Annotated in this window: 20 protein-coding genes; 13 read left to right on the forward strand and 7 right to left on the reverse strand. The window is 70.9% G+C overall.

The features are described from left to right. Positions 1-111: 111 nt before the first annotated feature. Positions 112-1,209: a calcium:cation antiporter gene (locus tag PQI07_RS15205; protein ID WP_043346728.1), complete on the reverse strand. Its 1,098-nt coding sequence runs from the start codon at positions 1,207-1,209 to the stop codon at positions 112-114. A 349-nt stretch (positions 1,210-1,558) separates the two neighbouring features. Here PQI07_RS15205 and PQI07_RS15210 point away from each other — a divergent pair, with 349 nt between their 5' ends. Further along, positions 1,559-3,310, forward strand: a complete 1,752-nt coding sequence (locus PQI07_RS15210) for a DEAD/DEAH box helicase (protein ID WP_274926885.1) — start codon at positions 1,559-1,561, stop codon at positions 3,308-3,310. 54 nt (positions 3,311-3,364) lie between these two features. Here PQI07_RS15210 and PQI07_RS15215 read toward each other — a convergent pair whose 3' ends face one another. Beyond that, positions 3,365-4,252 carry a hypothetical protein gene (locus tag PQI07_RS15215; RefSeq protein ID WP_274926886.1) on the reverse strand — a complete coding sequence of 296 codons (888 nt, stop codon included), beginning with the start codon at positions 4,250-4,252 and terminating at the stop codon, positions 3,365-3,367. Positions 4,253-4,529: 277 nt separating this feature from the next. On the opposite strand from PQI07_RS15215, the gene PQI07_RS15220 reads away from it, so the two are divergent. The 7 genes from PQI07_RS15220 to PQI07_RS15250 all read left to right on the forward strand — a co-directional run bounded on the left by PQI07_RS15220 (position 4,530) and on the right by PQI07_RS15250 (position 9,926). Further along, complete coding sequence (locus tag PQI07_RS15220) at positions 4,530-6,011, forward strand: ATP-binding protein (protein WP_274927729.1); 1,482 nt, start codon at positions 4,530-4,532, stop codon at positions 6,009-6,011. Then, entirely contained in the window at positions 6,008-6,682 is a 675-nt protein-coding gene (locus PQI07_RS15225; protein ID WP_043346723.1) for a response regulator, read from the forward strand. The genes PQI07_RS15220 and PQI07_RS15225 overlap by 4 nt, the downstream gene beginning before the upstream one ends. Positions 6,683-6,685: 3 nt before the next feature. After that, positions 6,686-7,384 (forward strand): TenA family protein, encoded by a 699-nt coding sequence (locus PQI07_RS15230; protein WP_274926887.1) that lies wholly within the window; start codon positions 6,686-6,688, stop codon positions 7,382-7,384. A gap of 16 nt (positions 7,385-7,400) precedes the next feature. Next, a complete protein-coding gene (locus PQI07_RS15235) occupies positions 7,401-8,210 on the forward strand; it encodes a DJ-1/PfpI family protein (RefSeq protein ID WP_274926888.1) in 810 nt (269 codons plus the stop codon). A 114-nt stretch (positions 8,211-8,324) separates the two neighbouring features. After that, a complete protein-coding gene (locus PQI07_RS15240; protein WP_043346719.1) occupies positions 8,325-8,786 on the forward strand; it encodes a tellurite resistance TerB family protein in 462 nt (153 codons plus the stop codon). Between the two features lie 15 nt (positions 8,787-8,801). After that, a complete protein-coding gene (locus PQI07_RS15245) occupies positions 8,802-9,206 on the forward strand; it encodes a CidA/LrgA family protein (protein WP_043346716.1) in 405 nt (134 codons plus the stop codon). A gap of 3 nt (positions 9,207-9,209) precedes the next feature. Beyond that, on the forward strand, positions 9,210-9,926 hold the full coding sequence (locus PQI07_RS15250) for an LrgB family protein (protein WP_274926889.1): 717 nt from the start codon (positions 9,210-9,212) through the stop codon (positions 9,924-9,926). 4 nt (positions 9,927-9,930) lie between these two features. Here PQI07_RS15250 and PQI07_RS15255 read toward each other — a convergent pair whose 3' ends face one another. Further along, entirely contained in the window at positions 9,931-11,028 is a 1,098-nt protein-coding gene (locus PQI07_RS15255) for an NAD(P)/FAD-dependent oxidoreductase (protein ID WP_274926890.1), read from the reverse strand. Positions 11,029-11,330: 302 nt separating this feature from the next. Here PQI07_RS15255 and PQI07_RS15260 point away from each other — a divergent pair, with 302 nt between their 5' ends. Further along, positions 11,331-11,738, forward strand: coding sequence for a Ros/MucR family transcriptional regulator (locus PQI07_RS15260; RefSeq protein WP_043346732.1), 408 nt, complete (start codon positions 11,331-11,333; stop codon positions 11,736-11,738). 39 nt (positions 11,739-11,777) lie between these two features. On the opposite strand, the gene PQI07_RS15265 is transcribed toward PQI07_RS15260, so the two are convergent. From PQI07_RS15265 to PQI07_RS15275, 3 genes are all read right to left on the reverse strand, one after another. Beyond that, on the reverse strand, positions 11,778-14,450 hold the full coding sequence (locus tag PQI07_RS15265; RefSeq protein WP_274926891.1) for an MGH1-like glycoside hydrolase domain-containing protein: 2,673 nt from the start codon (positions 14,448-14,450) through the stop codon (positions 11,778-11,780). 103 nt (positions 14,451-14,553) lie between these two features. Next, positions 14,554-15,336 (reverse strand): fumarylacetoacetate hydrolase family protein, encoded by a 783-nt coding sequence (locus PQI07_RS15270; RefSeq protein WP_274926892.1) that lies wholly within the window; start codon positions 15,334-15,336, stop codon positions 14,554-14,556. 109 nt (positions 15,337-15,445) lie between these two features. Beyond that, complete coding sequence (locus PQI07_RS15275) at positions 15,446-16,111, reverse strand: HAD-IA family hydrolase (RefSeq protein ID WP_274926893.1); 666 nt, start codon at positions 16,109-16,111, stop codon at positions 15,446-15,448. Positions 16,112-16,321: 210 nt separating this feature from the next. On the opposite strand from PQI07_RS15275, the gene trpA reads away from it, so the two are divergent. The 4 genes from trpA to PQI07_RS15295 all read left to right on the forward strand — a co-directional run bounded on the left by trpA (position 16,322) and on the right by PQI07_RS15295 (position 20,604). Next, entirely contained in the window at positions 16,322-17,161 is an 840-nt protein-coding gene (gene trpA, locus PQI07_RS15280; RefSeq protein ID WP_043346703.1) for a tryptophan synthase subunit alpha, read from the forward strand. Between the two features lie 80 nt (positions 17,162-17,241). Next, positions 17,242-18,138 carry an acetyl-CoA carboxylase, carboxyltransferase subunit beta gene (gene accD, locus PQI07_RS15285; RefSeq protein WP_043346702.1) on the forward strand — a complete coding sequence of 299 codons (897 nt, stop codon included), beginning with the start codon at positions 17,242-17,244 and terminating at the stop codon, positions 18,136-18,138. 7 nt (positions 18,139-18,145) lie between these two features. Further along, positions 18,146-19,471 carry a bifunctional folylpolyglutamate synthase/dihydrofolate synthase gene (locus tag PQI07_RS15290; RefSeq protein WP_043346700.1) on the forward strand — a complete coding sequence of 442 codons (1,326 nt, stop codon included), beginning with the start codon at positions 18,146-18,148 and terminating at the stop codon, positions 19,469-19,471. A gap of 233 nt (positions 19,472-19,704) precedes the next feature. Further along, complete coding sequence (locus PQI07_RS15295; RefSeq protein WP_043346698.1) at positions 19,705-20,604, forward strand: outer membrane protein; 900 nt, start codon at positions 19,705-19,707, stop codon at positions 20,602-20,604. Positions 20,605-20,724: 120 nt separating this feature from the next. Here the strand turns inward: PQI07_RS15295 and trxA are convergent, their stop codons facing one another. Continuing rightward, entirely contained in the window at positions 20,725-21,048 is a 324-nt protein-coding gene (gene trxA, locus PQI07_RS15300; RefSeq protein WP_010682902.1) for a thioredoxin, read from the reverse strand. Positions 21,049-21,052 lie beyond the last annotated feature (4 nt).

Below are 21,052 nucleotides of genomic sequence, written 5' to 3' on the forward strand. Positions count from 1 at the left end.
TGGCGGGGCGAGGGCGGAGTCGATCGGGTCCCCGTCTTCAGGACCTGACGGAGCCCGTCACGGAGTGCGCAGAGGAAAGGCCGTCGGTGACGAACCCGATCCCCGCGAGGATCACGGGCTGAAGATCAGCACGAGGTAGACGAAGAACAGCACGAGATGCACCGCGCCCTCCAGCACGGTGGTGCGCGAACCCGAGAAGGTCTGCGCGCTGAGGATCAGCGTGACGGCGAGGAGGGTCATCTCGGTGGGCTTGAGGCCGAGCACCACGGTCTGGCCGGTGAGCAGCCCGATGGTCAGGATCGCCGGCACGGTGAGGCCCACCGTCGAGGTGGCCGCGCCGAGGCACAGATTGATCGCCCGCTGGAGTTCGTTGCGGGCCACGGCCTTCAACGCCGAGATCCCCTCCGGGGTGAAGACGATGGCGGCGATCAGCACGCCGCCCAGCGCCGAGGGCGCGCCGAGGGCCGCGATGCCGTGGTCGAGGATCACCGCGAGGCTCTTGGCGAGGATCACGATCGGCAGGACATTGGCGAGCAGCAGCCCGATATGCTTGGCGATGCCGCCCCCCGAGATCGAGTCGGCGCCATGGGGCGCCTCGGCGCTCTCGCGGGCTTCCGCATCGATGAAGAAGTCGCTGTGGCGGCCGGTCTGGATCAGCAGAAACACGCCGTATAGGGCGAGGGTGAACACCGAGAACGTCACCGCCTGCAGGATCGTCAGGGTGCCGTCGCTGGTGGAGCTGGTGAAGTTCGGGATGATCAGCGCGATGGTGGTGAGCGGGATGATCACCGACAGGAAGGCCGAGGCGCCCTGAAGGTTGTAGCGCTGCTGGTGATGGCGCAGGCCGCCGACCAGGAGGCCCAGCCCGACCACGCCGTTCAGCACGATCATCAGGACCGCGAACATCGTATCGCGCCCCAGCGTCGGCGCGTCCTTGGCCGACAGCATCACGGCGGAGATCAGCGCCACCTCGATGATGACGATTGAGAGGGTCAGCACCAGGGTGCCCAGGGGCTCGCCCAGACGGTGGGCCAGTTCCTCGGCCTCGTGCACCACCCCGAAAGCCGCCCAGACGATCACCGCGAGCAGCCACGCGAACAGGCCGCCGGCGAAGAGCGGCCGCGACAGGTCTCCGAGCCAGTCCTTGCCGAACCACGCGAAGGCCAGAACCGTCGCCCAGGCTACCGCCACCCGCAGGGCTGCCATCATGATGAACGTGTACTCCGGTCGGGGCGCGTCGCGGCTGCGACAGGCGAAACTTGACCGTGCCTTAGCAGGTCGCCGCACCAGAGTCGGCCCTTCGTCCCGGCTTCGTCCCGGCTTCGCACCGCTCGCAAGGACGCGGTCCACGGCCCATCGTGAGGGCGGAGGTTCGAGCACCCCGCAACCGGCGCGTCCCGGATTGAGCGCCTGCAACCGCCCCATGCTGCGGCGGGAGTGGTCAGGCGGCTCGCGACGCGTTACCGTCTCGACACCCGAATAAAGTCCGGCGCCTGATTCCCCCGCCGCGCGATGGCGCGCTGCCGGGCGCGGCACGGCCGTTGAGAGTTTCCGAAGCTTGCCTTTCCCGACCCTGCCCGCCCCCCTCGCGCGGGCCCTGAGCGACCGCGGCTATGCCGATCCGACCCCGGTCCAGGCCGCCGTGCTTGAGGCCGCCGCCGGCTCCCGCGACCTCCTCGTCTCGGCCCAGACCGGCTCCGGCAAGACCGTGGCCTACGGCCTCGCCATGGCCAGTATCCTGATCGGGGAGGCCGACCAGCTGCCACCCCCGGCGGCGCCCCTGGCCCTCGTGATCGCCCCGACCCGGGAACTCGCCCTGCAGGTGCAGCGCGAGCTGTCCTGGCTGTACGGGCCCGCCGGCGGCCGCGTCGCGGCCTGCGTCGGCGGCATGGACCCGCGCCGGGAAAGCCGGATGCTGGCGGAGGGCACCCACATCGTGGTGGGCACGCCGGGGCGCCTGCGCGATCACCTCGAGCGCCGCAACCTCGACCCGACGGCCCTGCGGGCCGTGGTCCTCGACGAGGCCGACGAGATGCTCGATCTCGGCTTCCGGGAGGATATCGAGTTCATCCTCTCGGCGACGCCGCCGGAGCGGGCCACCTACCTGTTCTCCGCGACCCTGCCGAAGGCGATCGAGACGCTGGCCGAACGCTACCAGCACGGCGCGCTCCGTCTGGCGATCAAGGGCGAAACCAAGGGACATGCCGACATCGCCTACCGAGCGGTGCGGATCATGCCGCGGGAGACCGAGCACGTCGTGCTCAACCTCCTGCGCGAGGCCGATGCCGCGACCGCGATCGTCTTCTGCAACACCCGCAACGCCGTCCGCCATCTCCAGGCCAGCCTGACCGAGCGGGGTTTCTCCGTGGTGGCGCTGTCGGGCGAACTCGGCCAGGGCGAGCGCAATGCCGCGCTCCAGGCCCTGCGCGACGGCCGCGCCCGGGTCTGCGTCGCCACCGACGTGGCCGCCCGCGGCATCGACCTGCCGTCCCTGAGCCTCGTCATCCACGCGGACCTGCCGCACGATGCCGAGGTGCTCCAGCACCGCAGCGGCCGTACCGGTCGCGCCGGCCGCAAAGGCACCTCGGTGCTGCTCATCCCCAATTCCCGGCGACGCCGCGCCGAGCAGATGTTCGCCATTGCCAAGGTGAGCCCCGAATGGTCGGGGCCGCCCTCGGCCGACGAGATCCGGCGCCTCGACGGCGAGCGCATGCTCTCGGATCCGCTCTTCGCCGAGCCGCCCGCCGAGGAGGATGTCGCGCTCGCCGAGACGCTGCTCGCCGGCAAGAGCCCGGAGGAACTGGCTGCCCTGCTGGCCCGCGTCTACCGCACCCGCCTGCCGGCTCCCGAAGAGGTCAGCGATCCCGGAGAGGGCCGCGCCCCCCGGGGCGAGCGTCCGCCCTACGACCCGATGGATCCGGAGCGGATCGCCGCCATGGGGCCGGCGGTCTGGTTCCGCCTCAACCTCGGCCGCCGCGACAACGCCGACCCGCGCCGTCTGCTGCCGATGCTGACCCGGCGGGGCGGCATCGGGCGTCAGGAGATCGGCGCGATCCGGATCTTCGACCGCGAGACCAAGTTCGAGGTGCGGGGCAACGCGGCGGCACGCTTTGCCGAAGCGTTCGCCCGCAATGGCTCGCCGGATATCCAGGTCGAGGCGCTGGTGGGCGATGCGGGGCCGGATGAGCGCAGGGACCGACCGGGTGGTCCGAAGGGTTTTGCGAGCCCGCGCGCCGGGAAGCACCAGCGCAAGGTGGATCGCACCGGGCCGAAGAGCGATAAGGCCGGGCGCCATTCCAGACGGGCCTGAGCGCCGGATCGGAAGACTTGCCCGGCCCCCGCGCGTGGGGGCCGGAGCCGCAGGTCAGAACACGTTCTTCACGGCGTTGCCGAGGGCGTCGACGCTCTCCTTCAGCTTCCGGCCGGCTGGTGCGAGGGACGGGAGCTTGATCCCGAGCACCTCGGTGTCCTCCGCCTCGGCGGGTTCTGCCTGAGCCACGGTCGCGGGCGCTGTGCCGGTGGCCTTCTCGGCCGCCCGCGCCGGCGCAGGCGCCTTGCGGGTCGCCACCGCCTTAGAGGCGGGCTTCTCGGGGCGCTCGATCTTCTGGACGCGCTCGACCTTCTCGGCGCGCTCGACCGGCGCCGGGCGCTCGGTCCGCTCGGTCGCGGGAGCCGGATTCGGCACGGCCGGTTCAACGAGTTCGCGGGCCCGGACCGTCTCGGACGCGCGGGGCGTCTGGAGCGACGCCGTGCGGGTCGACGCCAGCGGCGCGACCTCCCGCGTGGCCGCCACCGGCATGACGGGCGTCGGGACCGGGATGCGCTGCGTCGGCGGGACCGGTGCCGCGGCGACCTTGGCGGGCTGTGAGGCGGCCGAGGGCGGGGCGGCGGGGGCCTTCGCGGGCGTCACGATGGGCGAGAAGGCCTCGGGCAGCGCGACCATCCGCAGGGCCGGCGCCTCGGGCTTGGCGGGCACCGCCGCCGCCGGCGCTGCCTGGACGGAGCCCTTGATCACGGGCAGCCCGTCCTTCAGCTCTGGCCAATCGGCGGCCTGCTTGGACGCGACGATCCGCACCGGCGTCGGCGCCGCGAGGCCGGCCATCACCGTCGAGGCGGCAACGCCGAAGCCCACCAGCGCGCCCGCGCCGGCTACGCCGAACAGCACGACCTTGAGGTTCAGCGACGGCCCGGGCTTGGCCGACGGCCTCCGGTCGGGCCGGGTCTCGGACGGGTCGAGGTTGAGATCGATCATGGTCCGGGGTCTCTGACTCGATACACGCCGCGCGCGACCGGGCTCCCCATGACCGGCCGCCACTCTTCGAGGATTCGAAGCTGGTTCGACTCTGTTGGCGATAGAGAAGCTGCAATACGGCGCAATGATGTCGGCCCGAATTGCCAGCCCAGCCAGTCGTGACCCGGCTATCCACAACATAACGCGCCGCCGCTTAAGAATCGGTATTCGGACCGCCCGTGCCGATGCGCGCGTCGGGGTCCGCGCGGCCATGGCCCGGTCGGCCGCGGGGCGCGGCATGGACTTCGCCGGCACGGTCGCTATGCGTCACGGCGTGAATACGAGCCCGACCCTGACCCCGAGATCCGCGGTACCCGCCGCGCCGAAGAGACCCCGCCCCGGCCTTTGGCCCTGGTCCGGCTGGTCGACGCGCGCGCGGCTCGTCGCGGTGGTGCTGCTCATCGATGCCTTCGCGGCTTTGATCTCCTGCGCGGTCATCGTGCTGAACGCCCGGTCGGCGGTGCGCGTCGAGACCCGCGCCTCCCTCGCCACCGTCGAGTCGCTGGTGGCCGACACGATCCGCCTGTCCGACACGGCCTCCCCCGACACGCTGCTCCAGACGCTCGACCTCCGCTTCAAGGTCCTGCGGCATGTCCGGGTCGCGGTGCTCGATGCGGATGGCGACCAGATCGGCCGGCCGTTGCCGCCGACCCGCGCGGACCGGGAGGCACCCCACTGGTTCGCCGACCTGATCATGCCGCCGATCGAGCGCCACGCCCTGCCGATCGTCGTCGACGGGCGTCGGCTCGGGACGGCGCAGATCACCACGCAGCCGATGGACGAGATCGACGAGATCTGGGGCTATGCCCGTGCGCTCTCGCTGACCACCCTGGCGATCAACGCCGCGATGCTGATCGCCCTCTACATCGCCCTGGGCCGGATCCTCGCGCCGCTGCGGCGGCTCGGCGCCGGCCTGACCCAGCTGGAGCATCACGACTACACGGCCCGCCTGGAGCCGCCCGGTGCCCGGGAGCTGGCGGTGATCGCCGAGCGGTTCAACAAGGTCGCCGAGGCCCTGGGCGAGGTCCGGGCCGCCAACGGCCGCCTCAACCGCCAGCTTCTGACCGCCCAGGACGACGAGCGCCGCCGGACAGCCCTGGAGCTGCACGACGAGTTCGGCCCCTGCCTGTTCGCCCTGGAGGCCAACGCCGCCTCGATCGGCCGTATCGCCTCCGGCTCCGCCGAGCCCAGCCGCGAGAAGCTCGCCGCCCGGGCGGCCGAGATCAGCGCCATCGTCGGCCAGGTCCAGACGGTCAACCGGGAGCTCCTGAACCGCCTGCGGCCGCACGGACTCGGTCAGGCGCCCCTCGCGACCTGCCTGGACCTGCTCCTGCGCGGCTTCGGGCAGCGCCACCCCGGCCTCAGTTTCGTGGGCCGGTTCGACGGTCTGGCCAAGGGCTACGGCGACCTCGTGGACCTCACGGTGTTCCGGTGCGTGCAGGAGAGCGCCACCAACGCCGTGCGGCACGGCGCCGCGACCCGGGTGGAGGCCGAGGCGACCGAGGCCGAGGGCCGGCTCGACCTCACCATCCGCGACAACGGCACCGGAATCCCCCCGGAACACGGCACCGGGCTCGGTCTGTCGGGGATGCGCGAGCGCGTGGAGGCCCTCGGCGGCACCTTCGCCCTTGACAATGCCGGCCCCGGGGCGATCGTCCGGATCATGATCCCCGTTCCGCCTGACCGGGGCGACGAGACCAGCACCGCGCCGAGCGCATGAACGCCATCGCATCCCAGATCGACGCCGCCGCCACGCGCCTGCCGGTTCTCGTCATCGATGATCACCCCATCGTCCTGCAGGGCTGTCGACGCGTCCTGGAGGATTCCGGCGTGGAGACCATCGCGGAGGCGACCACCGTCGTCGGCGGCTACCGGATCTTCCACCGGCTCCGTCCGCCGGTGGTGATCTGCGACCTGACCTTCCAGGGCAGCGGCATGGCCGGCCTCGGCCTGATCCGGCGCATCCGGGCGGTGGCGCCCGAGACGCGCATCCTCGTCTTCAGCATGCACAACGACCCGGTGATCGTCGCCCGCGCCCTCGAGGCGGGGGCCCTCGGCTACGTCCTCAAGGATCACGCCTCCGCCGAGCTGTTCGAGGCCTTCGCCAAGGTGCGTATCGGCGAGGTCTACCTCGACCGGCGGCTGGCCACCGAGGTGGCGATGCTGCGCGCCGACGCCCGCCGCGCGCCGGAATCGCAGCTGACCCCCCGCGAGCAGCAGATCCTGGCGCGCCTCGCCCAGGGCCGCTCCTACGGCGCCATCGCGGCCGACCTGTCGGTGAGCTACAAGACCGTGACGAATGCCTGCTCGCAGATGCGCCAGAAGCTCGGCGTGCGCACCCTCGCCGAGCTGATCCACGTCGCCGTCACCCACGCGCAGCGGCAGGGCTAGGGCGTGGCGTCTCTCGGACTGGCCGAGGCGGGCGCGCCGGTCTCGTTCTCGCAGGAGGCCTGGGCGCGCAACGCCGCCGCCTACGAGACCATCCGGTCGATGCCGTTCAATGCCGAACTCGCCGCCGGAACGCTGCCGCAGGGTCGGTTCCGGCACTACATCGTGCAGGACGCGCACTACCTGATCGGCTTCGGCCGGGCGCTGAGCCTCGCCGCCGCGAAGGCGCCGGATCCCGACGCGATCGTGCAGTTCTCCCGGGCCGCGCAGGAAGCGATCGTCGTCGAGCGCGCGCTCCATGGCGGCTTCTTCCGCGACTACGGCATCGGCCCGGAGACCTTCGCGGCCACGCCCCTGACGCCGGCCTGCGATCATTACGTCTGCTACCTGCTCGCCACCGCCTATGCCGATCCCTTCGCGGTGGTCTGTGCCGCGCTGCTGCCCTGCTTCTGGATCTACAAGGCGGTGGGCGACGACATCTTCGCCCGCGCCGCGCCCGGCAACCCGTACCGCGCCTGGATCGACACCTATGCGGGGGCTGACTTTGCCGAGGCGGTGGCGGCCATGATCGCCGCCACGGATCGGGCCGCGCGGGACGCGTCGGCGGCCGAGCGCGCGCGGATGCATCAGGCCTTCACGCAGGCCACCCGGCTGGAATGGCAGTTCTGGGACAGCGCCTACCGCGACGCGGCCTGGTCCCTGTGACCGGCCCGGCGCGCCCGTGACCGCGCCGGAGGCTCGCCGCCGGGATCTCGTCGCCGCGGCACTCGCCGCCGCCCTGGTCCGGCCGCTCCGTCCGGCGCAGGCCGCCGGCTCTGCAGACGCGCCGGACCCGATTTCGCCGGAGCCGATCCCGCTGGACCGCCCCGTCCGGATCGCCATGCTGCTCTATCCGGGCCTGACCGCCCTCGATCTCGTGGGCCCGCAGACCTTCCTGGCCGGCCTCGCTCCGGGCAGCCTCCACCTCGTCGGTGCGGAGACCGGTCCCGTCACGAGCGATACCGGCCTCGCCCTGGTGGCGACCCACAGCTTCGCGACCTGCCCGGCGGATCTCGACGTCCTGTTCGTGCCCGGAGGCGACGGCACGCCCGCCCAGATGGGCCATGCGGCGCTCCTCGCCTTCCTGCGCGACCGCGCCGCCCGGGCCGGCTGGATCGTCAGCGTCTGCACCGGATCGCTGATCCTGGGGGCGGCCGGCCTCCTGCGGGGCTACCGCGCGACGTCGCACTGGAGCGTGCGCGACGCTGTGCTGCCGCTCCTCGGCGCCGAACCGGTGGCGGAGCGCGTCGTGTTCGACCGCAACCGCGTCACCGCGGCCGGGGTCTCGGCGGGGCTCGACCTCGGGCTGGCGCTCGCCGCCCGCCTGCGCGGGGCCGACTACGCCCGCACCGCGCAGCTCGTCGCCGAATACGCTCCGGCACCGCCGTTCCGGGCCGGCACACCGGCGGAGGCCGGTCCTGCCGTTGTCCGGGCCGCCGAGGCGATTCTCGCGCCGCTGGTGACGGGGGCCGAGGCCGTGGCGCGCCGTTGAGGGCCGCGCCGGCGATGCAACTTCGCCACGGTCGGGCGCCACGTGCGGCGCCGTGCTTGACGGAGCGACGCCGGGGACCGAACTGTTGCGCTGCACGATCCCCCCGGAGCCGCCATGTCCCTGATCGCACGCCTGCGCGCCTACGCGGCCGAGGCTCTCGGCGTCGGCAACCCCGAGACCGTGGACGAGACGCATCTCGCGGCCACGGCGCTCCTCGTCCACGTCGCCCGCGTCGACGGCATTCTGGCGCCGGCCGAGAGCGAGCGTCTGTCGCGCCTCGTCCAGGGTCATTACGCCGACGGGCCGGATGCGGCACGGGCCCTGATCGAGCGGGCCGCCGCCATGGACTCGGAGGTGCGCGACGTGGCGAGCCTCGTGGAGATGATCCCCCACGAGGCCGACCGGGCCGAGCGCGAAGAGCTGCTGACCATGGCGTGGTCGGTCGCGGCGGCGGACGGCAACGTCGACGAGTTCGAGGAGGCGCTGGTCGAGCGCCTCGGCCGCCTGCTCGGCTTCGACGAGGCCGCCATCTCGGCCGCCCGGCGGAGCGGTCAGCAGGGTGTCGCAGCCGCCTAGCCCTCGCGTCCCGCCATGATCGCCAGTCTGGCGCTGATCCTGCTCGCCCAGCTGCTGGGCGAGGTTCTGGCGCGCGGCGCGGGCGTGCCGGTGCCGGGGCCGGTGATCGGCATGGGCTTGATGTTCGCGTTCCTGCTGCTGCGCGACAGCGCGGGGCTCGGCCTGTCGCGCTTCCTGCCGAAGCCGCTCACCGATGGGACGCTCGAAACGACGGCGCGCGGCCTGCTGATGAACCTGTCGCTCCTGTTCGTTCCGGCGGGGGTCGGCGTCGTCGGCCGCCTCGACCTACTCCGGGCCCAGGGTGCCAAGCTCGCCCTCGTGCTGATCGTCTCGACGGCGCTGTCGCTGCTGGTGACCGTCCTGGTCTTCCGTGCCGTGGCCGCCCGGGTCGAACGGCGTCGACCCGACGGAGAGCCCTGACGCATGGGCGGCGATTTCTCGCTCTGGGTCTATCTCGCCAAGACGCCGCTCCTGTGGCTGACGGTGACGCTGACCGCCTACGTCCTGGCGCACCGGATCGCCGCGGCCACGGGCCGTCACCCGATCGCCAACCCCGTGCTCATCACCGTGGCCCTGGTCGGTGCGGTCCTGGCCATCACGGGCACGCCCTACGGGACCTATTTCGAGGGTGCGCAATTCGTCCACTTCCTGCTCGGACCCGCCACCGTGGTTCTGGCCATGCCCCTCTACGAGCGGCGTGCCACGGTCCTGCGCGCCCTCGCGCCGATGCTCGCGGCCCTCGCCGCCGGCTCGGCCACCACGCTCGCCGTGGTCATCGCCCTCGCGCGGCTCCTCGACATCCCGCAGCCGGTCCTCGTCTCGCTGGCCCCGAAATCCGTGACGTCGGGGGTGGCGATGGGTATCGCGGAAGCGCTGGGCGGCGATCCGACGCTCACGGCCATCCTGGTGATCCTCACCGGCATCATCGGGGCGATCCTGGTCACGCCGATGATGAACCTCCTGCGCATCCGCGACATGCGCGCCCGCGGCTTCGCGGCCGGGCTCGCGGCCCACGGCATCGGGACGGCGCGCGCCTTCCAGGTCAGCGAGGTGGCCGGGACCTTCGCGGGCATCGCTATGGGGCTCAACGCCTTCGTGACGGCGATCCTCGCCCCCCTGGCGCTGCACCTGCTGTTCTGAGGCCTCAGGCGTCCAGACGGTCGGCCACCGCCTCGGCGAGCGACAGGCTGGAGGTCAGCCCCGGGCTCTCGATCCCGAACAGGTGCACGATCCCGGGCAATCCGTGCTCCGCCGGGCCGTCGATCCGGAAGTCGGCCGCCGCCTCGCCCGGCCCCGTCAGCTTGGGGCGCAGGCCCGCATAGTCCGGATACAGCGCCCCGTCCGGCAGACCGGGCCAGTACCGCCGGATCGCGCCGTAGAAGGCCTCGGCGCGCCGGGGATCGACCCGGTAATCGAACCCGTCCACCCATTCCACGTCGGGCCCGAAGCGGGTGCGTCCGGCGAGGTCGAGGGTCAGGTGGATGCCGAGGCCGCCGTCGATCCGCGGCGCCGGGTAGATCAGCCGCGAGAAGGCCGGCTTGCCGGTGCAGCCGAAGTAGTTGCCGCGGGCGAGGCGCAGCCTCGGGACGCGCTCGGCCGGGTAGCCCTCCGTGCGGGCGGCCAGGGCCGGGGCGCCGAAGCTCGCGGCATTGACCACCGCGTCGAAGGCCATCGTCCCCGGCTCGGCACCGCCGAACGCGACCTGCCATTGCCCGTCCCGCTGCGTCAGTCCCTCCACCGGGGTGCGCAGGGCGAGGGCGCCGCCGTGGTCCTCGATCTCGCCGAGCAGGGCGAGCATCAGCGCATGGCTGTCCACGATGCCGGTGCGCGGCGAATGCAGCGCCACCGTGCAGGTGAGATTGGGCTCCAGGCGCCGGGCCGCATCGCCGTCGAGCAGCTCCAGGCCCGCCACGCCGTTGGCCTCGCCCTGCCGGCGGATCGCCGCGATGGTGTCGGCCTCGGCATCGTCGGACGCGACGATCAGCTTGCCGCAGGCGCGATGCGGGACACCATGACTCGCGCAAAAGTTGTATAGTCGATGCGAGCCCGCGACGCAGTGATGCGCGCGTTCCGAGCCGCTTGGATAGTACATGCCCGCATGGATCACCTCCGAGCTTCGGGCCGATACGCCGGTTCCGAAGGCCTCCTCGGCTTCCGCTACCACGATGGCGTGTCCGCGCAGCGCGAGCGCCCGCCCGATGGCGAGACCGACGACGCCGGCTCCGACGACCAGGACCTCCATGTTTTCGGGCTCTCCATCGCGCCCCGACGGGCAGGTGAGTCTTCAATACCGCACTTCAATCGGAACCACGACGCGTCCGTTGATTCGTCATTGACCCTAAATCTCAATCCTAAGTAGAAATATCGGCGTCACAAATGCGCGTCTCGGTTGTGGCGACGGTGATCTGGCGCATAATGGGTCATTCACCGCCTCCGGCCGGGGCCGAAACCGTCTCACGAACATAGATCCGGCCGTCGGCGGCGAAGCATCCGACGGAAGCCACGAGAGCCACAACCGAACAACGTCGAACCGAGGTGATGACCATGCCGACGACATCGCCGAGCGTCGAACTCGCCGCAAAGATCCTGAGCGCCTACGTCACGCGCAACAGCGTCCCGGCGGGAACGCTCCCCGACCTGCTCTCCGAGGTTCACCGCTCCATCACCGCCCTGGACCAGCCGGTCGAGCCGCAGGTGAAGCGCCCGACCGAAGCACAGATCCGCGCCTCGATCCGGCCGGACACGCTCATCAGCTTCGAGGACGGCAAGCCCTACAAGGCCCTGCGGCGGCATCTGACGATGCGCGGCCTCACGCCCGAGGCCTACAGGGCCAAGTGGGGCCTGCCGGTCGATTACCCGCTGGTCTCGGCGGTCTACAGCGCCCGCCGCTCGACGATCTCCCGCCAGATCGGGCAGGGGCAGCGCCTGCGGATGCAGCAGGCCGCGGAATAGCCGGCGCGATCCCTCGCCGGTGCCGGCGAGGGGCGATTGTCACGTCCAGTCCAAGGCCGGGACCTCGGCGCCCGCGGTCGCCACCTCCTGGATCAGCAGGGCCACGAGCCCCGACCATCCGGTCTGGTGCGCGGCGCCGACCCCGCGACCCGTGTCGCCGTGGTAATATTCGTAGAACAGGACCAGATCGCGGAAATGCGGATCCTCCTGTTCGATCCGGCTGTCCCCGTAGACGGGCCGTCGCCCGTCCGGGCCGCGGGTCGAGAGTCCGATCAGACGCCGTGACAGGTGGGCGGCGATCTCGCGCAGCGAATAGGTCCGTCCGGAACCGGTCGGTGCCTCGACCCGGAAATCCGGGCCGTAATAGTCGTGGAAGCGGTTCAACCCGGCGATCAGCAGGTAATTGACCGGCATCCAGACCGGGCCCCGCCAGTTCGAGTTGCCGCCGAACAGGCGCGAGCGCGACTCCGCCGGCTCGTAGGCGAGGCCCAGGTCGCTGCCGTTCCAGGCGAAGCAGAACGGCGCGTCCGCATAGACGCGGGAGACGGCCCGCAACCCGTGCTTCGAGAGGAACTCGTTCGGATCGAGGGCGCGCTGCAGCAATGCCTTCAGCCGGTGCCCGCGCAGCAGCGACAGCAGCGCGGTCTGGCCCTCGCCGGGTTCGTTCCAGCGCGAGACCAGGGTCGCGAGGTCTGGGCGGTTCTTCAGGAAGAACAGCATCCGGTCGCGCAGCGATGGAAGCCGCTCCAGATCGCAGGCATTGATGACCGCCACCGCGAAGATCGGGATCAGACCGACCATGGTCCGGGCCCGGATCGGGAGCCGCTGTCCGTCACGGGTCTCGATCACGTCGTAGAAGAAGCCGTCCAGCTCGTCCCAGACACCGGCGCCGGTGGCAGCCGCGATGAGGAGGAAGTGCTCGAAGAACTTCTCGGCCATGTCCTCGTAGGTCGGGTCCTCGAGGGCCAGCTCGATGGCGATCCGCATCAGGTTGAGAGCGTAGGTCGCCATCCAGGCCGTCGCGTCGGACTGGGTCAGCGAGGCGCCGTCGCCCACCGGCTTCGACCGGTCGAAGATGCCGATGTTGTCGAGGCCGAGGAAGCCGCCCTGGAACAGGTTGCGGTCGTCGGAATCCTTGCGGTTCACCCACCACGTGAAGTTCAGGGTGAGCTTGTTGAAGATCCGCTTCAGGAAGGCGTGGTCCGGCGTGCCGGTCAGCGCCCGGTCCAGCTCGAAGACCCGCCAGGCGGCCAGCGCGTGGACCGGCGGATTGGCGTCTCCGAAGCCCCATTCGTAGGCCGGCAGCGCGGCGTTCGGATGGGTGTAGGCCTCGTCGACCAAGAGCAGGAGCTGGTTCTTCGCGAAATCGGGATCGATCAGCCCGAACACGATCGCCTGGAGGGCCAGATCCCAGGAGGCGAACCACGGATACTCCCAGGCATCCGGCATCGAGATGATGTCGTTGGCCCGCAGATGGGCCCAGTCGCTGTTGCGGCCGTGCCGCCGCTCCGGCGCCGGTGCGGGCTGCGCCGGGTCGCCGGTGAGCCATTCGCGCACGTCGTAGTGGTAGAGCTGCTTCGACCAGAGCATGCCGGCGAGGGCCTGCCGTTGCACGAGCCGCATCTCGGGATCGGCGATCGGCGCCTGAAGCGCTCCGTAGAAGTCGTCGGCCTCCGCCTCCCGGTCGGCGAAGACGGCGTCGAAATCCGCGAAGGGCTCGCCCGGCGCGGTCTCGGGGCGCAGGCGCAGGCGCAGGGTCCGCGTCTCCCCGGGGCCGAGATGGAGATCGTAGCGGGCGGCGCACTTGGTGCCCGACAGGGCGTTGGCGGCGGCCCGGTTTCCGCCCGCGACGCACCGGTCGATCCCGTCCTTGTAGAAGCCCTCGGCCGAACCGGTGCCGAACAGCCGATGCGTGTTCGTCTCGTTCTCGGTGAACAGCAACTCGCCCGCACCCTCGGCGAAGAAGCGCAGGCCCAGCATCTCGGGATGGCGCGCCCAGACCGAGCCATCCGAACCGGCCATCAGCTCCGGCTTCTGGACGCCCTGCTTCCAGGACCATGTGTTGCGGGCCCAGAGCTGAGGCAGAAGCGTCAGGTCGGCGGGGTCCGGACCGCGATTGGTGGCGGTGACCCGCATCAGGATGTCGTCCGGAGACGCCTTGGCGTAGGCGATCGCGACGTCGAAATAGCGGCCGGCGTCGAACAGGCCGGTGTCGAGGAGCTCGTATTCCGGGTCGTCGAGACCGCGCCGCGCATTCTCCTCGACCAGCCGCTCATACGGAAAGGCCGCCTGCGGGTACTTGTACAGCATCCGCATGAAGGCGTGGGTCGGGATACCGTCGAGGTAATAGTAGAGTTCCTTGACGTCCTCGCCGTGGTTGCCCTCCTGATTGGTCAGGCCGAAGAGGCGTTCCTTCAGGATCGGGTCCCGCCCGTTCCACAGGGCGAGGGACAGGCACCAGTTCAGATGCCGGTCGCCGAAGCCGCCGATCCCATCCTCGCCCCAGCGGTAGGCGCGGGATCGGGCGTGGTCGTGGGGCAGGTAGTCCCAGGCGTCGCCGCCCGGGCTGTAATCCTCCCGCACCGTGCCCCATTGCCGGTCGCTGAGATACGGCCCCCAGCGGCGCCAAGCCGGGTCGGAGCGGGCCTTCACGAGACGGCGTCCCTCGGCGGTCTCGAAGAGGTTGCGCGGCACGCCGTTGGGCTTGGTCATAGGCTCGCTGCTCCTGCCCCCGCGGTCGCATCAACCGATAGTGCCGCGCCGCCGACAGAAAAAGTCCGGGCCCGCGCCGCGGCCCGATCCGCGCGGGATCGGGTCACACGATGCGGATCGACAGGTCCGGCAGGCCCTCGATCGAGCCCGCGAGCATGTCTCCCCGCACCACCGGCCCGACATTCTCGGGCGTGCCGGAATAGACGATGTCGCCGGCCTTGAGCTCGAAGGCCTTCGACAGTTCGGCGATCTGCTCGGCCACCGACCAGATCATATCCGACAGGTCCGCGTCCTGCCGGAGCGTGCCGTTGACGGAAAGCCGGATGCGCCCGCGCCCCGGATGCCCGACCCGTGCGACGGGCAGGATCGGCGTGATCGGCGCGGAGTGGTCGAAGCTCTTGCCGATCTCCCAGGGCTTCTTCTGGTTGCCCATGCCGCGCTGGAGATCCCGGCGGGTCATGTCGAGGCCGGTGGCGTAGCCGTAGACGTGATCGAGCGCCTGCCCGACCGGGATGTCCCGGCCGCCCGATTTCAGCACGGCGACCAGCTCGATCTCGTGGTGATAGTTCTGCGTCAGCGACGGATAGGGATGGTCGGCGAGGCCGTCCGCGACCACCTGCACGGCGTCTGCGGGCTTCTGGAAGAAGAACGGCGGCTCGCGGGACGGGTCGGAGCCCATCTCGCGGGCATGGGCCGCGTAGTTGCGGCCGATGCAGTAGATCCGCCGGACCGGGAAGACCTGCGCCTCGCCCAGGATCGGAATGGTGACCTGTGGCAGCGCGAACAGTGTGCCCGGCTGCGCCTCCCCTGCAGCGGCCTGACCGAGGGTCCCGGCACCGCCCACGGCGACCGCCCCGAGCACGTGACGCCTGTTGATCGTGGCCATGACCTTCGTCCCTCTGCCCGGCTGCGTGCTGCCGCGGACCGCACAACTCGGTCGGCGATACGACGGGGCTGCCCCGGCCGCCAGCGGATGCGGGCCTGGTCGGGGATCCTCAGCCGGCCCGTGTCACCCGGATCCCGCTCCGGTCTGCCGCGACGCGTAGCCGGGTGTAGTCCGCGATCGCGGGATGGCCGGTCGTCACCGGCTCGTGATGGGTCGCGGTGACCACCACGATGCCTGCGCCCGCGGCTTCGGCCGCCCGGATGCCGGCCGGGGCGTCCTCGAAGACGAGGCACTCCGACGCCGCGGCACCGAGGCGTTCGGCCCCCAGCAGGAAGCAATCCGGCGCGGGCTTGCCCTGCGCCACGTCCTCGGCGGCGACCAAGAGGTCGGGGACCGGCATGCCGGCCGCCGCGAGCCGGCGCTCGGCGAGCCGCCTGGGCGCCGATGTGACGATCGCCCAGCGCTCGCGCGGCAGCGCCTCCAGGAACGACTGCGCGCCCGGGATCGCGATGATGTCGCCGACATCCTCCATCTCGGCCTCGGTGATCGCGGCGGCCTCGGCTTCGGGATCGACGCCGGGCAGGTTCAGCCGCCGGATCGTCTCCACCGAGCGCACCCCGTGGATCGTCGGCAGGAAGGCGGCCACGTCGAGGCCGTGCGCCTCGGCCCAGCGCGACCAGATCCGCTCCGCCGACGCAATCGAGCTGATGATCGTCCCGTCCATGTCGAACAGGAGCGCGGCCAGGGGACGTGTCGGGAAAAATGTCTCGGGCATGGGGGACCGCTAGGCCGCCGCCGCCGCCCCGGCAACCGACCCGCGCGCATGGCCGCGTCACGCGGGCTGGCGAGCCTCCGGGGCCGACTCGGCGCGCGAGCGGCGCGCTGTCGCGGGAGCCCGGCCCGCTTCACGGGCCGATGCCTTTGGTGTAGCGCGGGTGCAACCCCGGGCCGTCGGCGGCCCTGCAACCGCGAATATCATCCGACCATGCCGAGCCGCATCGACGCCACCTTTGCCCGCGCCCGCGCGGAGAACCGGTCCGTCCTCGTCACCTACGTGATGTCGGGCGATCCCGATCCCGAGACCTCGCTGGAGGTGCTGTCGGCGCTCCCGGGTGCCGGCGCCGACATCCTGGAATTCGGCCTGCCGTTCACCGACCCGATGGCGGACGGTCCGGCGATCCAGGCCGCCGGCCTGCGGGCCCTGAAGGCGGGCCAGACGGTCGCGGGCACCCTCGACCTCGTGCGCCGCTTCCGCGCCGGCAACGACACCACGCCGATCGTGCTGATGGGCTACTACAACCCGATCCACACCTACGGCGTCGACCGCTTCCTCGACGACGCGGTGGCGGCCGGCGTCGACGGGCTCATCGTCGTCGATCTCCCGCCCGAGGAGGATTCCGAGCTGTGCCTGCCGGCCCTCGGCAAGGGCCTCGCCTTCATCCGGCTCGCCACGCCCACCACCGACGAGCGGCGCCTGCCGGCGGTCCTCGCGAACACGGCGGGCTTCGTCTACTACGTTTCCATCACCGGCATCACCGGCACGGCGACACCGGATTTCGGCAAGGTCTCCGAGGCGGTCGCCCGCATCCGCCGCCACACCGAGCTGCCCGTGGTCGTCGGCTTCGGCGTCAGGACCGGCGCCCATGCGACGGCGATCGCCAAGGGCGCGGACGGCGTCGTGGTCGGCTCCGCCCTCGTGGACGCCCTGGTGCGCTCCCTCGACGGCGAGGGCCGGCCTCAGGCCGGAAGCGTTGCGGCGGTGACGGAGCTGGTGCGGGAACTCGCCGCGGGCGTGCGGGCGGCGGGCGTCGGACGGGCCGCCTGACGGCCGGATCGGGGACCCCTGGCGGCGGCGTGCGCCGCACCTGATATCTGCGCGGGCTTGAAGCGGACGGACGCAAGTCGATGGTCGAACCGATGAACTGGATCTCGGAGGTGGTGCGCCCCCGGATCAAGACCCTGTTCAAGCGCGAGACGCCCGAGAATCTCTGGGTCAAGTGCCCGGATACGGGGCAAATGGTGTTCCACAAGGAGGTGGAGGCGAACCACTGGGTCATTCCCGGCTCCGAGCATCACCTGAAGATGGGCGCCCAGGCGCGCCTGAAGATGATGTTCGACGAGGGCACCTGGATCGACGTGGCGCTGCCGGAGGTCGCCACGGACCCGCTGAAGTTCCGCGACGAGAAGCGTTACGTTGACCGGCTCAAGGAAGCCCGGGCCAAGACCGGCCTGCAGGATGCGTTCAAGATCGGGTTCGGCCGGGTCGGCGGCCTGCCGATGACGCTCGCGGCGCAGGAATTCGGCTTCATGGCGGGCTCCCTCGGCATGGCGGCGGGCGAGGCCTTCGTGCGCGGCGCCGAGACGGCGCTGGAGAAGCGCACGCCCTACGTGCTGTTCGCGGCGTCGGGCGGTGCGCGGATGCAGGAGGGAATCCTGTCCCTGATGCAGATGCCGCGGACCACGGTGGCGGTGCGCCGGCTCAACGCGGCGCGGCTCCCCTACATCGTGGTGCTGACGAACCCGACCACCGGCGGCGTCACCGCCTCCTACGCCATGCTGGGCGACGTCCACCTCGCCGAGCCGGGCGCCCTGATCTGCTTCGCGGGACCGCGGGTGATCGAGCAGACCATCCGGGAGAAGCTGCCGGACGGTTTCCAGCGGGCGGAGTACCTGCGCGAGCACGGCATGGTCGATCAGGTGGTCCACCGGCACCAGCTCAAGGAGACGATCACGCGTCTCTGCAGCCTCCTGACCCAAGCGCCCCAGGCCGCCGCGCCGGCGGCACCCTCCGAGGCGGCCTGACCCGGCGATGGCCTCGTCCGATGCCCTGATGGCGCGCTTCCTGGCGCTCCACCCCCGCACCATCGACCTGTCCCTGGGCCGGATCGAGCGGTTGCTCGCGCGGCTCAACCATCCCGAGCGCCGCCTGCCGCCGGTGATCCACGTCGCCGGGACCAACGGCAAGGGCTCGACCATCGCGTTCATGCGGTCGATCCTGGAAGCCGGCGGGCTGGCTGCGCATGTCTACACCTCGCCGCACCTCGTCCGGTTCCACGAACGGATACGCATCGGCGGGATCGGCGGCGGCCACTTCGTGGACGAGGATCGTCTTGCCGACGCGTTCGCCCGCTGCGAGACGGCCAATGCCGGCGAGCCGATCACGATGTTCGAGATCACCACGGCCGCGGCCTTCCTGCTGTTCTCCGAGAGCCCGGCCGACGTGCTGCTCCTGGAGGTCGGCCTCGGCGGCCGGCTCGACGCCACCAACGTGATCGACCGGCCGGCCTGCGCGGTGGTCACGCCGATCGGCCGCGACCACGCCGAGTATCTCGGCGACACGGTCGAATCGGTCGCGACCGAGAAGGCCGGGATCTTCAAGCGCGGCTGCCCGGCGGTGATCGCCGCCCAGGATTACGCCGAGGCCGATGCCGTCCTCTGCCGGCGTGCGGAAGCCGTCGGCGCCGGGCCGGTGTTCGTCGGCAACCAAGACTTCTCCGTGCACGAGGAACGCGGCCGCCTCGTCTATCAGGACGAGACCGACCTGTTCGATCTGCCGCGGCCGCGCCTCGCCGGGCGCCACCAGCTGGTCAATGCCGGCACGGCGATCACCGCGCTGCGCGCCGCCGGATTCGGCGATATCGGCACGGCGGCCCTGGAGCGGGGCCTCACCGAAGTCGATTGGCCGGGGCGTCTGCAGCGTCTCGGTCGCGGCCGTCTGGCCGCCCAGCTCGATCCCGGCACCGAGCTGTGGCTCGATGGCGGCCACAACATCGACGGCGGCCGGATCCTCGCGGCCGCCATGGCGGATCTCGGCGAGAAGAGCGACGTGCCGCTCGTCCTCGTGGTCGGCCTCCTCGGCACGAAGGACGCCGACGGGTTCCTGCGCAATTTCGTCGGACTGGCCCGCGCCCTCGTGGCCGTCCCGATCACCGGGACCATGGCCGCGCGCCCGGCCGAAGAGGTCGCGCGGATCGGCGAGGAGGTGGGTCTCTCCACCTACGCGGCGCCGAGCATCGAGGCAGCCCTCGCCCTGGTGCGGGACATCGCCTTCGAGCGCCCCCCGCGAATCCTGATCTGCGGATCCCTCTACTTGGCCGGCATGGTTCTCGCCGCCAACGACACGCCGCCGGTCTGAGTCGTCTCCAGTGCGGCCGACCTGCGCGCGGCCGCCGTATCAAGTGGCGGGAACGCCGGACATCTGTGAAGTCCGGATTTTGCATTCGAAAATCCGTCGAATCGCCGCAATCGCGCGGATGGAAACCCGTCCACGGCCACGCTTTCCTCCCGCTGTGGCAGCTAAGCTACATCCTCCCGGGGCTCGATCGCATAATTTCATCGGCGATCGGGCTTATGCTGGGGATCACAGTAATGAAGAAGCTTCTCACGTCTCTCGCGGCTTTCACCGCACTCACCGCTGCCGCTTCGGCCGCCGACCTTCCGCGCCGCGCTGCGCCGCCGCCGGTGTTCACGCCCGTTCCGGTGTTCACCTGGACCGGTGCCTACTTCGGTATCAACGCCGGCTACGCGTTCGACGCCAGCAGCAACTCGACCCGCGGCTTCGTGCAGACGCCCGGCAACCCGGTCGCTCTCGTCCCGGGCGGTCTCGTTCCCTACCAGGCCCTGCTGCCGAACGGCTCGTCGCTGATCTACAGCAACGACAGCCGCGAAGGTTTCTCGGGCGGTGGCCAGATCGGCTACAACTGGCAGCTGACCCCGGGCTCCGGCGCCGTGATCGGCTTCGAGGCTGACGCCCAGTACCTCGACTTCGGCCGTCGCGCTCGCTTCGCCACCAACGCCGTGGCGATCAACCCGGGCTTCATCCCGGTCAACGGCACGCTCAACACCATCGACTTCTTCGGCACCGTCCGCGGTCGTCTCGGTTGGGCCTTCGACCGGACCCTGGTGTACGCCACCGGCGGTTTCGCCTACGCCACCGGCACGGATGACGGCGCTCGCGTCGGCCTGCAGAACTTCGCTGGCCGCCGGAACGACTTCAAGACCGGCTGGACCGTCGGCGGCGGTGTCGAGTACGCCCTGCCCACCGACTCGTTCCTGAACTTCTTCCGCTCCTCGGCCGTCACGCTGAAGGTCGAAGGTCTGTACGTGAACCTCGACAACAACAACGGCCGCGCCCAGGCGCCGCTGGTTGGTGCTGCGATCTCCCCGGTCGGCCTCGTGCCGGTGTACTCGCTCTCCGGCATCAGCCGGAACGAGAACGCCTTCGCCGTCGTCCGCGCCGGCCTGAACTACAAGTTCGGCTCGTACTAAGACCTGATACCGGATCCCGGGCTCGACCCCGGGATCCACCAACAATCTTGGGCTCGAAACCGAGAAAGCCCGGCCTCGCGGCCGGGCTTTCTTTTTTATCGTCTAGGTCTTGGGAGTGGCTCAGGCGGTCTGGGCGCCGATCCAGCGCGACAGGTCGCCCTTCGGAGCCGCGCCGACCTTCTGGTCCACACGCTCGCCGTTCTTGAACAGCAGCAGCGTCGGGATCGAGCGGATGCCGTACTGGGCGGCGATCTGCGGATTCTCGTCGACATTGACCTTGGCGATCTTCACCTTGCCCTGCAGGTCGGTGGCGATCTCCTCGAGCGCCGGACCGATCTGACGGCACGGGCCGCACCACTCCGCCCAGAAATCCACCACGACGGGCTCGGCGGACTTGAGAACGTCCTGCTCGAAGCTCGCGTCGGTTACCTTCACCGTCGCCATAACG

This window comes from Methylobacterium sp. 092160098-2 (genome assembly GCF_028920805.1).
Taxonomy (GTDB): domain Bacteria; phylum Pseudomonadota; class Alphaproteobacteria; order Rhizobiales; family Beijerinckiaceae; genus Methylobacterium; species Methylobacterium fujisawaense.